11 protein-coding genes are annotated in these 14,803 nt (G+C 40.8%); 6 read left to right on the top strand and 5 right to left on the bottom strand.

The features are described 5' to 3' along the window. Positions 1–1,621 (bottom strand): DNA/RNA helicase domain-containing protein (locus M5121_RS11515; RefSeq protein WP_249571262.1); only part of this gene is annotated, 1,621 nt, incomplete at its 3' end. A gap of 176 nt (positions 1,622–1,797) precedes the next feature. Between M5121_RS11515 and M5121_RS11510 the strand changes: the two genes are divergently transcribed. The 6 genes from M5121_RS11510 to M5121_RS11485 all read left to right on the top strand — a co-directional run bounded on the left by M5121_RS11510 (position 1,798) and on the right by M5121_RS11485 (position 11,836). Beyond that, positions 1,798–2,718 carry an SDR family oxidoreductase gene (locus tag M5121_RS11510; RefSeq protein WP_249571261.1) on the top strand — a complete coding sequence of 307 codons (921 nt, stop codon included), beginning with the start codon at positions 1,798–1,800 and terminating at the stop codon, positions 2,716–2,718. A gap of 3 nt (positions 2,719–2,721) precedes the next feature. Continuing rightward, positions 2,722–4,335 carry an acyl-CoA carboxylase subunit beta gene (locus M5121_RS11505; protein WP_249571260.1) on the top strand — a complete coding sequence of 538 codons (1,614 nt, stop codon included), beginning with the start codon at positions 2,722–2,724 and terminating at the stop codon, positions 4,333–4,335. Positions 4,336–4,404: 69 nt separating this feature from the next. Next, entirely contained in the window at positions 4,405–5,565 is a 1,161-nt protein-coding gene (locus M5121_RS11500) for an acyl-CoA dehydrogenase family protein (protein WP_249571259.1), read from the top strand. Between the two features lie 414 nt (positions 5,566–5,979). After that, on the top strand, positions 5,980–8,820 hold the full coding sequence (locus M5121_RS11495) for an HD domain-containing phosphohydrolase (protein WP_249571258.1): 2,841 nt from the start codon (positions 5,980–5,982) through the stop codon (positions 8,818–8,820). Between the two features lie 233 nt (positions 8,821–9,053). Continuing rightward, a complete protein-coding gene (locus M5121_RS11490) occupies positions 9,054–9,878 on the top strand; it encodes an enoyl-CoA hydratase/isomerase family protein (RefSeq protein ID WP_249571257.1) in 825 nt (274 codons plus the stop codon). After that, positions 9,878–11,836: an acetyl/propionyl/methylcrotonyl-CoA carboxylase subunit alpha gene (locus M5121_RS11485; protein WP_249571256.1), complete on the top strand. Its 1,959-nt coding sequence runs from the start codon at positions 9,878–9,880 to the stop codon at positions 11,834–11,836. The genes M5121_RS11490 and M5121_RS11485 overlap by 1 nt, the downstream gene beginning before the upstream one ends. 108 nt (positions 11,837–11,944) lie before the next feature. Here M5121_RS11485 and M5121_RS11480 read toward each other — a convergent pair whose 3' ends face one another. The 4 genes from M5121_RS11480 to M5121_RS11465 form a co-directional block, all read right to left on the bottom strand. Next, positions 11,945–12,364 carry a roadblock/LC7 domain-containing protein gene (locus M5121_RS11480; RefSeq protein WP_249571255.1) on the bottom strand — a complete coding sequence of 140 codons (420 nt, stop codon included), beginning with the start codon at positions 12,362–12,364 and terminating at the stop codon, positions 11,945–11,947. A 22-nt stretch (positions 12,365–12,386) separates the two neighbouring features. Beyond that, positions 12,387–12,929 carry a GTP-binding protein gene (locus M5121_RS11475; RefSeq protein WP_249571254.1) on the bottom strand — a complete coding sequence of 181 codons (543 nt, stop codon included), beginning with the start codon at positions 12,927–12,929 and terminating at the stop codon, positions 12,387–12,389. Between the two features lie 8 nt (positions 12,930–12,937). Beyond that, complete coding sequence (locus M5121_RS11470) at positions 12,938–13,906, bottom strand: hypothetical protein (RefSeq protein WP_249571253.1); 969 nt, start codon at positions 13,904–13,906, stop codon at positions 12,938–12,940. A 165-nt stretch (positions 13,907–14,071) separates the two neighbouring features. Beyond that, complete coding sequence (locus M5121_RS11465; protein WP_249571252.1) at positions 14,072–14,431, bottom strand: roadblock/LC7 domain-containing protein; 360 nt, start codon at positions 14,429–14,431, stop codon at positions 14,072–14,074. Positions 14,432–14,803: the final 372 nt, after the last annotated feature.

The raw sequence follows: 14,803 nt of genomic DNA, 5'->3' as shown, positions 1-14,803 counted from the left end.
AATCAAATGGCAGAAGACTTTTATCGGTTAGCTGCCTAGAATCTCCCAAGTGAAAGTCTCCTGCTAATTCAGCACACATCAGTCCAACTCGCTCAGTACCTCTAGCTTGATGTTTTAACCAGGCTTTTGCCTTGGCTAAGTCTCTCGTGATTTTAATTGGATAATTATGTTTGATGTCTTGGTAAATTTGAGCGGCTTGATCATTTTCATTTTCTAAAATAGATTGGATTAATGACGCAACTTTTTCACTTCGAAATGAGCGGACAGAGGTGGCTAAATGAAGATCAGTTCTTTGATGTCCATGTTGCTGTAACCAATTTGATAAATCTGGATCATTTAGATAGGTATTTGGTTCAGCCAAAATTTTATCTGAATAATAAATATCCCAAGATGAGTATTTTGTTTTTAGCGACTGAATCCATTCTGAAACACCTGCTTCACCTGTATTGATTTCTTGTCCGCCTCCGATTAAACATATAATTGCACACCAGTCATCATGTCGATCCATTACACTGATTAGATATTCTGGTTCAGACATATCAAAGTTTGGAATTCCTTTTTTCTGTTGCATGAACTTGGAGACTTGTTCTTTTTGCCAAGCTCTTTGTGCTTCATCGAAAACAACAACTTTTTCAATCGGCGCATGAGGTGTTCTTAAATTATCATCTCTAAAATGATGAATATTTTGAATAAAAGCCTTGGCTTTTCGTTCAGCCTCTGTACGTGAAACTCTCTGGCCACTTTTTTTAGCAGATTCTACTGAGTCTCTGGTTAAAGCTTCTCCCAATACATCTACTAACGGACCATTGCCAGATAAAAATACTGAATGTTCTGACTCATCTGCTTTAAGTCGCTCATTCGCGATATTTAGACCCGCAAGAGTTTTCCCGGCCCCGGGAACACCTGTCAAAAAGCAGATTGATTTTTTATGTTGGGTTTTAGAGTCTTCGATAATTGTATTTATTAAATGAGAGGTATTTGATAGGTTAATTGTACCAGCATCACTCCTTGAAATTTCTTTAACACTATGACCTTTATATAAGGCTTGAGCAGCCTCAATAATCGTTGGTGTCGGCTTATAAACGCTATTTTCCCAATTATGAATATCTAAGCTTTCTGTAGTTTTTGCTTGGTCTAAAATTTGAAGCAATATCTCTTTGAAATTTTCTTTATTACATAAAATGCAAGTGGTCAGTTTCAATGAATCATTGATATTAGAGGGTTTACTTGGAGCATTTGTAGCAATAAGAATGGGGACAATCGTTTTATTATGGCTCCCTTCATGAAAATTCTGTAAGTCGAGGCAATAGTCGATTGTTTGATTTTGAGCATAGTTTGAATAATTTCTGTCGCCTACTTTGAACTCAATTACACAGATCAAATTATTAATAATTAAAATGTTATCTACTCGTTTGCCCATTCTGGGGATAGAAAACTCGAAATATAAATGTCCACAAACATCTTTAAGCGCTTGTTGTAGAAATTCAATTTGTTCTAGCCAAGCATTTTTCTGCAAATCTTCTAAATCATGTTGATGGTGGCGTGCCAGTTGTCCAAAAATTGTATTTTTATTTTCGTTTAAAAAAGAATCTATTGAACTTTGATAATAACTTGTATTCATTGTGAGTTTTTTAAATTTAAAAATCTTAGATTGAACAATATCTTAGCATCAAAAATAATCAATTACTTAAAATACTATGACTTCTACTCGAAGTCACAATATGCACTTTACAAACCAAGCACTTGCTTGGTAGTGTATAGGCATTCAAAAATAATACATGAATGGATCTTATCAAAATGGCTTACCAATCAATTTTCAGAGCAGATGCATTTGCTGACAAAGTGATTGTCGTGACAGGCGGAGGTTCTGGTATTGGCCGTTGTACCGCACACGAATTGGCTTCTTTGGGCGCTCAGGTGGTGATCACAGGGCGCAAAATTGAAAAGTTAGAAAAAGTCAGCCAAGAAATTTTAGAAGATGGTGGCAAAGTCCATTTCATCGTCTGTGATAACCGTGATGAAGAACAAGTCAAAAACATGATTGCGGAAGTCATTGAAAAATTTGGCAAGCTAGATGGTCTTGTTAATAACGCAGGTGGGCAATTTCCATCTGCACTTGAAAGTATTTCTGCCAATGGCTTTGATGCTGTAGTACGTAATAACCTGCATTCAACTTTTTACCTGATGCGTGAAGCCTATAACCAATGGATGGCAAAACACGGTGGTAGCATTGTCAATATGGCTGCTGATATGTGGGGCGGTATGCCAGGAATGGGACATTCTGGTGCAGCACGTTCAGGTGTGGATAACCTAACCAAAACCGCTTCAGTTGAATGGGGACGTTCAGGCGTTCGGATTAATTGTGTCGCGCCAGGTTGGATTATTTCTTCTGGTATGGATAACTACAGTGGTGACTTTGCCAAATTTATTATTCCAAGTTTAGCAGGTAATGTGCCCTTAAAACGAATGGGTACTGAGTCGGAAATTTCTTCAGCGATTTGTTATTTACTCTCTGATGCTGCTGCATTTGTTTCAGGTGTGACCTTAAGAGTTGATGGTGCAGCTTCACAAGGAACACGGATGTATCCGTTAGCAGATGCAACCAATAGCCAGTCTTTTAATGGCTTCCATCGTGCATTTATTCCTGATGTACTCAAAGATCAGATTGAAAAAGCAGAGCAACAATCTGCCCAAGTGCAAGATGCAAACAAGGATTAAACCATGACGATTCTTCAATCTGAAATTGCAGTCGGTAGTGAACAATATCAACAAAATAGAGATGCTCTATTAAACCAAATTGCAGAAGTGCGTGCCGTACAGCAAAAAGGTATTGATAAGTCTTATGCAGCAAAACCGAAGTTTGATAAGAAAGGCAAAATTCTTCCACACGAACGTGTACGTTTACTTCTCGATGCTGATTCACCTTTTGTGGAGTTATGCGGTCTCGTTGGCTACAACATGCATGATGATAAAGATGGCTCTGAAGCGGGTGGGGGTATTATTGCAGGAATTGGTTTTGTCAGTGGCGTTCGTGCTTTGGTCACTGCCAGTAATAGCGCAATCAAAGGCGGCACCATGTCACCAATGGGTGTACAAAAAACCTTACGCTTGCAAAAGATTGCGCTTGAACAAAAATTACCAATTGTGACATTGACCGAAAGTGGCGGCGCAAATTTAAATTATGCAGCCGAAGTATTTACTTATGGCGGTATGACTTTTGCCAATCAGGCACGAATGTCTGCGGCAGGGATTCCACAAATATCGGTGGTACATGGTAATGCCACCGCAGGTGGTGCATATCAACCAGGTTTATCTGACTATGTGATTGCCGTGCGTAAGCAAACGGAAATGTTATTGGCTGGTCCTCCATTATTGTTAGCAGCAACAGGTGAAGTGGCAACGGCTGAGGAACTCGGTGGTGCTGAAATGCATACCCAATTGTCAGGTGTAGCTGAATATTTAGCTGAAAATGATGCTGATGGCATTCGTATTGCTCGTGAAATTTTTGAGCATTTGAACTGGAAAGAACAAACCAAAAGTCTCGATCAGGATTATAAAGAACCTCGTTACTCAGCCGAGGAATTGTTAGGCATTATTCCGCAAGATCCGAAGCAACCTTTAGATATGAAAGAAATCGTGGCGCGGATTATTGATGATTCAGACTTTTTAGAATTTAAACAAGAATATGATGCACTTACTGTTTGCGGCTGGGCAAAAATGGGTGGGGTACATATTGGAATTATCACCAATAATGGCCCCATCACACCACAAGGTGCAGTGAAAGCCGCACAGTTTATTCATCTTTGTGAACAAACCCAACGACCACTTTTATTCTTGCATAACACCACGGGTTTTATGGTCGGAACGGATGCTGAACAAAACGGCATTATTAAACATGGTTCTAAGCTGATCCAAGCGGTTGCCAACGCGACTGTACCCAAAATTTCGATCATTGTTGCTGGTTCTTATGGAGCAGGTAACTATGCCATGTGTGGACGTAGTTTATCGCCAAACTTTATTTTTGCTTGGCCAAATTCACATGTGGCGGTGATGGGTTCAGCTCAAGCTGGAAAAGTGTTGCGTATCGTGGCTGAAGGGAAGCAAAAAGCTTCAGGTATGGAGCCGAATCCACAAATGTTGGATTTTCTAGAACAAAGTACGTCGATGAAATTGCAACAGCAATCGACCGCTTTATTTAATACAGCGATGTTACATGATGACGGCATTATCGATCCTAGAGATACACGTAAAGTATTGATCTTCTTGCTACAGACCATTTATGAAGCACAGCAACGCGAGTTAAATCCAACGCGTTTTGGTGTGTCTAGATTTTAATTTTTAATACCCGCATCCTAGCCTTCTCCCTGAGGGAGAGGGGAAAAACAATTTTTAAGGAAAAAAATAATGAAATTTACCGCAGAGCATGAAGCATTACGCCGTACCGCACGTCAGTTTGTAGAAAATGAACTCAATCCATTTATTCCAGAATGGGAAGAGGCAGGGCGTTTCCCAATTCACGATGTATTTAAAAAAATGGCAGACTTGGGCTTACTAGGTATTTGTAAACCTGAAGAAAATGGCGGCTTAGGTCTGGATTATTCTTATAACCTTGTGGTGGCAGAAGAATTAGGGCGTGCGGCATGTGGTGGTGTGCCTCTAGCGATTGGTGTGCAAACCGATATGGCAACACCAGCCCTTGCCCGTTTTGGTAGCAAGGAACTGAGAGAGGAGTTTCTGAATCCTGCCATTCGTGGTGAATATGTGGCATCAATTGCAGTTTCAGAAGTGCATGCTGGTTCAGATGTTGCAGCGGTTAAAACCACCGCAAAAAAAGATGGTGATGATTATGTGATTAATGGCAGCAAAATGTGGATTACTAATTCACTGCAAGCGGACTTCTTCTGCTTACTTGCCAATACTTCTGACGACAAACCGCATGTTAATAAATCAATGATTATTGTTCCTGCGAAGACTGCAGGCATTAGTTTCTCAGAACCACTGAATAAGCTAGGAATGCGCTCCACCACAACGGCTCAAGTTTATTTCGATAACGTTCGTGTACCACAGCGCAATCTGGTGGGTGCTGAGGGTATGGGCTTCATGATGCAGATGATGCAGTTTCAGGAAGAACGTATGTGGGCATGTGCGAATGCTGTGGGTGGTTTGGAAAATGTGATTCAACAAACCATTGATTATACGAAAGAACGAACGACATTTGGTCAGCCACTCATCAATAATCAATATGTGCATTTCCGTTTTGCTGAATTGATGACTGAAGTTGAAGCACTAAAAGCACTTACTTATCAAGCTTGTGAACAACACATTGCTGGTGAAAATGTCACCATGATGGCTTCGATGGCAAAGCTCAAAGCAGGGCGCTTAACTCGAGAAGTGGCGGATAGCTGCCTACAATATTGGGGCGGCAACGGCTTTATGTGGGAGAACCCTGCATCACAGTTGTATCGTGATGGACGTTTAGGTTCCATTGGTGGTGGTGCAGATGAAATCATGCTCGGAATTATCTGTAAATTGATGGATATCTTGCCGAAGAAGCAGAAAGGGTGATCTAAAGTTAATTTATATTTTACCTATGTCTAAATCCTCCCTGAGATGCGGCTTAAGCATCGTGGTAGGGAGGATTTAGAAAGATAAAATTAAAAATGCTGAAAGATTGGTATACATCAAGTGGCTAAAGTGTGGTTTTGCATTATCCCGATAATAAAACGAAATATTTTACCTATAACAATAGTTTTAAAATCTTTATAAAAACATCAATATTTATTTGATATCAATTATTTAATTTGTTCAATTCATCGCAATTTTTTCCCTCTGGATTGTCATGTTCAGGGTATTGACTTATGATGTTTGTGATGACCTACCAAAATAGAATGTTATACAAATACCCAGAATATTTAAAAAAATATTGGCCTTTTGTCGTGTGCAACATACAACACATGGAACAAAGATATGCAAAGCATAATGCAGCGGCTCCAACATAAATGGCGTATTCGCATGGTGATGACCATGATGATGATCATTGCCATCACATTGACATCCGTCACTTTTACAACAGTTAACTGGTTTGAAGCAAAGACTTTGCTTCTGGATGCCGCAACTAGCAAGGCGGAAATGACCAGTCAAATCACGGAACAAAAAGTACAACAAATTATTGATCCTGCTGAAGCATTGCTGCGCGTTCTGGCCTTTGATCCTGTGGTTGAAGCCAGCACATTGCCCCAGCGGTTGCAACGCCTAGAGGCCTTTACTACCAATTTGTATGCCAATCCATTATTAACGGCTGTGTATATTGGCTATGATAATGGTGATTATTTTCTGGTGAGTCCATTAACCAAGGCGACATTACGTCAGAGCTATCGCGCACCAGAACAGGCAAAATACGTGGTTCGCACATTGTTGGGACAGGTAGGAGAAAAGCGTACACACCAACTTTTATTCTATGATCAGCAGCTCAACCTGATTGAGCAACGTATAGATCCAGACTATGTGTATGATCCTCGGCAACGTCCCTGGTATAACAATGCGCTTGCCACCACAGATGTTGCCATTTCAAAACCCTATATTTATGCAGATACACCTTTGATGGGTGTAACACTTTCCATGCGCAGCAGTAATTCCCATGCGATTGTTGCGATGGATTTACCCTTGAATGGAATTAAGGATGCACTGCAACAATTGAGTATTACCCCCCATAGTCAAATTGCATTGGTGGATACTCAGGGCGAAGTGATTGGGGTTAATACGGGGTCGGCTATTGATCAAGTCACATCCACCACACCAGCCCCTACACTGCAACATCTAGAAAACACCGCTTTATTACAGTTGTGGCAGTTACCATCACAAACTCAGGTAATGACCTATCAGGCTGATGATCAACAATGGTTGGGACGAAAGATTGAACTTGCCCAATATCGTGAACTGGGGCTACAGCTATTGGTTGCCATTCCAAGTCAAGAGTTACTCAAGGATTTGCCTGTTTATCGTCGCCAGATGATTGGGATTGCGATTGTTTTGGGGATGCTGCTTCTTGCTTTGGGAGCATGGCTTGGTCATCGTATTGGCCAGATTATTGAACAGCATATTCGTCGTGTTCGGCAGATGTCACATTTTGATTTTAGTCGTCCTAGCCCTGAGTTCAGTTTGTTGTATGAAGCCTATCAATTGACGGATGTTACGGATGATGTGAGCCGTACCATGGAAGCATTGTTAAAAATCAGTCAGGTACTGCAAGCTGAACCACAGATTGATACCATGCTGAATAAAGTGCTTCGGTTGTTTGTAGAGGCCGTTCGTTGTGATAGTGGCGCAGTGTATCTTTACCAGTCAAAAGATAACAGTTGGCAAAAAAATGCCGCCTATGGACGACAAGATCAGGTGGATGCCATTGCGGCACAATTGGGTAACATTGAGAATCAGCAGCCTAACCGCCATGCCCTGTGTCAGGCCTTTGCCATACGCGGGCGTGATGGACACATTTTGGGTTATGTGATTTTAGAGCATAAAGGTGATCATGAACATACGTCACAAAACTTCCTGATTTTTAGTGAACGGTTAACTGGAATGTTGGCAATTCCAATTGAAACAAGGCAATTGATTGAATCACAGAAAGCGCTTCTGGAGGCTTTCATTCTGGTTCTTGCCGATGCGATTGATACTAAAAGTGCCCATACAGGAGGCCATTGTCGTCGTGTGCCCAAACTGGCAATGATGATTGTGGATCACTTGTCAGCAGAAACACAAGGGCAATATGCTGATTTCCATTGCAATGCGGATGATCGTGAGGCTTTCCGTCTGGCAGCATGGCTACATGACTGTGGTAAGATTACCACGCCTGAACATATTATTGACAAAGCCACCAAACTGGAAACCTTGTACAACCGTATCCATGAAATCCGTACCCGTTTTGAAGTGTTATATCGGGATGCCGAGATAGCGTGTCTAAAGGCACAACTGACAGGAACAGAACAGGCATGTGCGGAAGCCCAGCGTGATGCACAGTATGCGCAACTACAGGATGATTTTGCCTTTATTGCCAAATGCAATATTGGAGGGGAGTTTTTAAGTGATGAGACGATTTTACGTTTAGAACAGATCGGGCAGCGAACATGGTTACGTCATTTTGATAACCGTCTTGGGCTATCGCTACTGGAACAGTCACTTTATCATAATCCTGCGCCATCACTCCCCGTACAGGAGCGACTATTGGCAGATAAACCTGAGCATATCGTTGCATGGGATGAAAATTATAAACCCCATGTAGAGCGGGATGATCCATTAAACATGCATGGTTTTGATATGCAACTTCCACATTACCAAAGAAATACTGGGGAAATTTATAATCTCAGTATTCGCCGAGGGACACTAACCAACGAAGATCGTTTTGCGATTAACAATCATATCGTCCAGACCCTGATTATGCTGACCAAATTACCTTGGCCCAAGCATTTGCAGCGTATTCCCGACCTTGCCACTAACCATCATGAACGTATGGATGGACAGGGTTATCCAAGACGCTTACAAGCGGCACAAATGTCTGTTGAGGAGCGTGTTCTGGCATTGGCCGATGTTTTTGAGGCGCTCACTGCCGCGGATCGTCCTTACAAATCTGCCAAAACCATTTCTGAGTCGCTGATGATCATGGCAAAAATGTGTCAGGAAAATCATCTTGACCGTACACTGTTTATCTATTTTGTCCAAAGTCGTTTATGGCTGGATTATGCCCAACAGTTTATTCCACCTCATCAAATTGATGAAGTAGATATAGACGCTGTGGTGCGTACCGCCAAAGCTAATCACGCATGATAATGCTTATTTTACAAACCAAGCACTTGCTTGGTTTGTGAAGTGGGGATATATTGTGAAGCATGACTGGGTTGTGTGAGGGGCTGAGGTCATGGTCATCTGGGTTATAACAATGTCATATGTTGGGCAAGGATCTTTGATCCAGGTAATGCTGCCCCTGTGATCATGTGGTTGCGTATGACGTTGATCCTGTATAGCTAACCTGTGATTAAGAATGAAAAATTAGGAATAAAATGAGTAATCTGGATACTTTACAAGTGGATGACAGCATCCAGCTTGAACGACAAGGCAGTATTTTAACGCTATGGCTGAACCGACCTGAAAGCCGTAATGCCATGAGTCTCAACATGGTCAATGCCATTCAGCAGGTCTTTGCTCATATTGCCGAAGATAGCTCGATTCGTGCCGTAATCCTGCGTGGAAAAGGCGGGCATTTCTGTGCAGGTGGTGATATTAAAGATATGGCAGCTTTGCGTGTTGAAGCGGCGAGTGTGGGCAGTTTACAGCCTTATGTTGATTTTAACCGCCGTTTTGGTGCCATGATTGAACAAGTTGATCAAGCTCCGCAAACGGTTGTTGTAATTTTAGAAGGGGCCGTGCTCGGCGGTGGCTTTGGTTTAGCATGTGTCTCTGATATAGCGATTAGTCGTGATAATGCTCAGTTTGGCTTACCTGAAACAGGGCTTGGGGTATTACCTGCACAAATTGCACCGTTCGTAGTGAAACGGATTGGGTTGACCCAAGCGCGTCGTTTGGCATTGTTAGGTTCACGTTTTAATGGTGAGACTGCGCAGAAGTTAGGTGTGATACATGAAGTTGTACGTGATCATATTGAGCTTGAGCAATTGCTTGCTGATACCATTCAACAGATCAAACGTGCTGCGCCGTTGGCATCTCGAAACACCAAAGCATTGCTACATCGAACTTTAAATGAGCCTCTAGATTCTTTACTGGATGCTGCTGCACAGCAGTTTGCTCAAGCCGTTGGTGGGGCAGAGGGGCAGGAAGGCACGATGGCCTTTATTCAAAAACGTTTGCCAAATTGGACTGAGCAATAATGAAATTTTCAAAAGTTTTAGTCGCAAATCGTGGTGAAATCGCAGTTCGGGTGATGCAAACGGCCAAAGCAATGGGCTATCAGACCGTTGCTGTGTATTCAGATGCAGATGAAAATGCACGCCATGTTCAAGTTGCCGATGAGGCGGTTTATATCGGGCCATCTAAAGTTTCAGAATCTTATTTGTCGATCACCAATATTATTGAAGCCTGCAAAAAGACAGGCGCAGATGCGGTCCATCCTGGTTATGGTTTCTTGTCTGAAAATACCGATTTTGCCCAAGCTTGTAGCGACAACGGTATCACCTTTATTGGGCCAAACGCCGCTGCGATTCATTTAATGGGCAGTAAGCGTTTATCTAAAATTGCCATGATTGAAGCGGGTGTACCGTGTGTACCTGGTTATGAGGGTGATCAGCAAGAGATTGAATACTTGGCTGAGCAAGCGGAAAAAATTGGTTTTCCATTGATGGTCAAAGCATCTGCTGGTGGTGGTGGGCGTGGCATGCGCTTGGTGCAGCAGTCTGTTGATTTGTTGGAAGCTTTAAAAACCGCACGTTCAGAGGCCGAAAATGCCTTTGGTTCAGGTGAATTAATTATTGAAAAAGCGGTGATCGCACCTCGTCATGTAGAGATCCAAGTATTTGGTGACACACATGGCAATTATGTTTATCTATTTGAAAGAGACTGTTCAATTCAACGCCGTCATCAAAAAGTGGTGGAAGAAGCACCATGCCCAGTAATGACATCTGAGTTACGCCAAAAAATGGGAGAAGCTGCGGTGGCGGCAGCAAAATCCTGTGATTATATCGGTGCAGGTACGGTTGAATTTTTACTGGATCAGTCTGGCGAATTTTATTTCCTTGAAATGAATACTCGTTTACAAGTTGAGCATCCTGTGACAGAAATGATTACGGGACTAGATTTGGTCGAGTGGCAACTGCGTATCGCCAATGGTGAAACTTTACCCTTGCAGCAGCATGAACTTAGTTTAAGTGGACATGCGATCGAAGTACGCTTATATGCCGAAGACCCACGTCAGGACTTCTTGCCACAAACGGGAAAAGTATTACGTTGGCAACCTGCGGGCTTTGATGCAATGCTGCCGAATGTCCGTATTGATCATGGCATGTTAGAGGCGGGGGAAATTAGCCCATTCTATGATCCGATGGTGGCGAAGGTGATTGCCTATGGTAAAACCCGTGAAGATGCTATTCGCTTATTAGCGCGTGCAGTAGATGATTGTGTATTGCTTGGTGTAAATAGCAATAAACAATTTTTGGTAAATTTATTGCGGCATCCGATTATTGTGGCGGGTGATACCAATACCGCATTTATCCAACAGCATTTTCAGGATGACGTCAGCCTACATCAACAAGTTCCAACCCTTGAAAGTCTAGCGATTGCAGCAACACTATTTGCGCAACACAAGGCTTCAAAAACGGCATGGCAAACAGGTATTGCAACGCCGTTACCATTAAAGTTGAAATGTGCAGATCAACAATTGTTACTACAAGTCGAGATGGATCAGCAGCAAGTTACCGTGCGATTATGTGATCAGCAAAGTACGGTGGATGTGGTTGAGATAAGTGATACTCAGATCATCTATAAGGTTGATGGCGTGCGTCGAAAGTTGAGTTATGTACTTGATCAAAATCAACTCTATTTAGATACAGCGAATGGTAATTTAGTGATTGAAAATATCACCTATGCCGCACCTGAAGCTGCTGAAGTGGTAGGGGATGGTAAAATCCGTGCGCCGATGGATGGGGCGATTGTGAATCTATTGGTTAATGCTGGAGACATAGTTGTTAAGGGACAAACCTTATTGATCTTGGAGGCCATGAAAATCCAGCAACAAATCAAGTCGGATGTTGACGGCGTGGTAGATGAGCTGATTGGTCAAATTGGACAACAAGTGAAAAAACGACAATTATTATTAAATGTCGCAATTGCATAAAATGTGTAAATTAAAAAGCTAGGTTCCACGCCTAGCTTTTTAATAGCTTTTCAACCGTGATCAGTGAGTGTGTAGAATTGCCTTTCGGATTAATCAATGAGTTAAGGATTATGTTTGATCAGCGGCTACAATCGCTGCACTAGCCTGTTTTAAGCTATAAAGTAATTGTCCTAAAAGAACGTCTTTATTACTTAATGTCACCATCACCATCGGATGGTGTGGTGCAGGAATCGAAGTTAGGATTGCCTTACCATTCTCCGCATCCAGGGTGATGCTTTGACATCCAGTCAACTGGATTTCATTTAAGAATGCACTGACCATTGCCAGAATGGAACTGCTGACAGCAGCCAACTTGGTACTGTTATAAGGATTCTTCTTATAAACGGAAGCCAGTTCAAATCCATCTGTTGAACAGAGCATGATGTAATCAATACCCCGAATGTTCATTAAAATATCATTGGCCTGAGCTTTCGCCATTTGAATAAGTTCTTTGGGTGCTGTACGTTGTTGACTCGGGATACTGAACATAATTCTTCTCTTTATAAAGTGATTAATTTGTTGCTTTTAAATTGACTTCTAATGCCGCGATGAGTGATTCAATCATGAGCAGAACATGCTCCTGTTTACGGGCATCAATAAAAAACAGGGGATATTGATACTCATTCTGGATCAGCCACTCCCGATAAATGGAAGTAGAATGTTCCTTATTTTCATCGACATGCGTAATACCAATCGCAATATTTCTGGTATAGTCCTTAAATGTGTCAAGGTAGCCCTCAAGCTCTTCAAGGGGAACCTTGCTGTTGTGGTCGACTAATAGAATAACACCTAAAGCACCCTGACAGATAACAGGCCAGATAAAGTCAAAACGCGATTGCCCAGGCGTTCCATATAAACCAATCTTTACGCCATCATCTAATGTGATTTCACCATAATCAATACCAACTGTCGTTTGCATTTTATTATGGGCCTGAGAGTCTGTATTGAATGCTTCGGTGGCAAGGACAGGAATTTCAGAAAGGGACTTAATCGCTTCTGTCTTACCTGCACCCATGCTTCCTGCAAACACAATTTTATATTGTTGAAGAATCATATTGTTCCTTAAAGTCCAAAGCGACGTCTGATTTTGCCGAAAAATTTATTAAAAAAGTTGTGTTCTTCAACAGGCTGTTCGGCTGCTTCTGATTTCAAATAATGACTTTCTGTTGCTGGAATAATGTCTCCATTATTTGAAATGATGCAGGCAGCAATAAATTGTTGAACCGTTTGAATTGGGATTTTTAATTGCGTTGCCACTTGTGAAAGTTGAGCTCCTTGTATAAAACATGCTGAAAGCAAAAGTATAATTTTTCGATCCGTACTTTGACTAGGTTGAGGCCAATGTTCAATTTTAAAATATTCATTTTCATTCGGCGCAAGTCTTTGAAAATCTAAAGAATGCCAAAATAAATTCCATAACCAATCCTGTAAGTCATATTCAACTTTACGAGAAACTTTTGTGCAATCAAAAGTGGTCGCAAATTCATATTTAAAGCTATGATTGGTTTGCGTGTGTATGCGAGTTGGTTCTAACCATGCAATCTGACTACGCGTATCAATGATCGCTAAAGTCCCATGATCATCAAAAAGATGAAGTCGGGCATTTTCTGGATTCAGCATGTCTGTTAAAAACTTTTTATTGACCGCATCATGTCCTGAAACAGGCTCTATCTTGGTGTGTTGCGATTGTTGCTTGGATAGATAACTTAAAAGACGAAGATGAATCCATTTTTTCAATGCATCGGTCTGTTGAAAGGGTAAGTAAAGTGTATCGTATTCTTCTATGTTACAAGTTCCTGGCCCTTTGGAAACCTTTAAGCAGGGGAGTTGTTTTTGTTCTAAAATACGTTGAATGCTTTCAGTATCAAAAAAATTTTCATTTATGAGTAGTAAGTCGATATTTGGATCGGCAATGTTAATCCAGTTAATGCCAAATTCATGAGGTATTGTTTTTCTAAGTTCTATTTTTAATTCATCTGAAACCTTTAAACTTATACCCGAAATCGCGATATTAATGCAATGCCCATTCATAGTATCACTTTAATAATTTATAAAATATTGGACTGCACAAAACTAGTCTTTATAATAGAGACTAATAATAGACCGCTTGTATATATTTATCTTCTTATTATAAATAAAGAAGATGAAAATATATACAAGAAGTCTAATTATATTAAATCATTGTGTAATTGCCAATTAAGCAAAGTCTAACTCTTTTTCAAATGTTTTTAACTCATGTCGAGCCATTGCCAGATTAGATTTAGTGCGGTCCAATACCAGATAAAGGAACAGGTTGCCATTGCTTTCCAGAGGGCGGATCAAGTGATATGCCTTACCAAGGGTGATGAGAATATCTTCAATATCATCATTCAATTTCAGTGAGTTAGCAACACGGCGTTTTGCTCGAACAACCTCAGTGTTACCCGCAGCTGCCAATTCTAAATCAAGTGTGCCCCCACCTTGAGTTGCCAGCGCTAAGCCACTTTCAGTGTCTACTAATGCCGCTGCCACAAAACCATCAATATTTGTCAAGCTTTCTAGTGAAATTTTAGCCATGATATTATCTCTACTGATACATCTTGTTTATAAAGTAATCTTCCCTACTTTTGTTTTTGATTCGTTTTCAAAAGTAGATAGTCTCATTATAGGAAACTCTTTTATTAAATCAATAAGACTTTAAAAGTATCAAAATCACAGGATCGCTAATCATTGATAATTTTTGTCAAATAAACAAATTAAAATGCCAATTAAAGATAATAATTTAAATTTAATGTGATTTTTACCACAAATACAGGGTGATTTTAAGTATTTTTTTTATTGTAAATAAATGTAAATCTTTATAATTATATAGTTTTTCTTATTTTAGTATGATTTAAATATCTGTAAATGTTTGATAAAGAAAGTAATATACTTTCTTTATCATTTTTA

The organism is Acinetobacter sp. ANC5681 (assembly GCF_023488045.1).
GTDB lineage: Bacteria > Pseudomonadota > Gammaproteobacteria > Pseudomonadales > Moraxellaceae > Acinetobacter.
The sequence above is the reverse complement of the archived record's forward strand: the minus strand, read 5'-3'. Positions and strand labels throughout refer to the sequence as shown.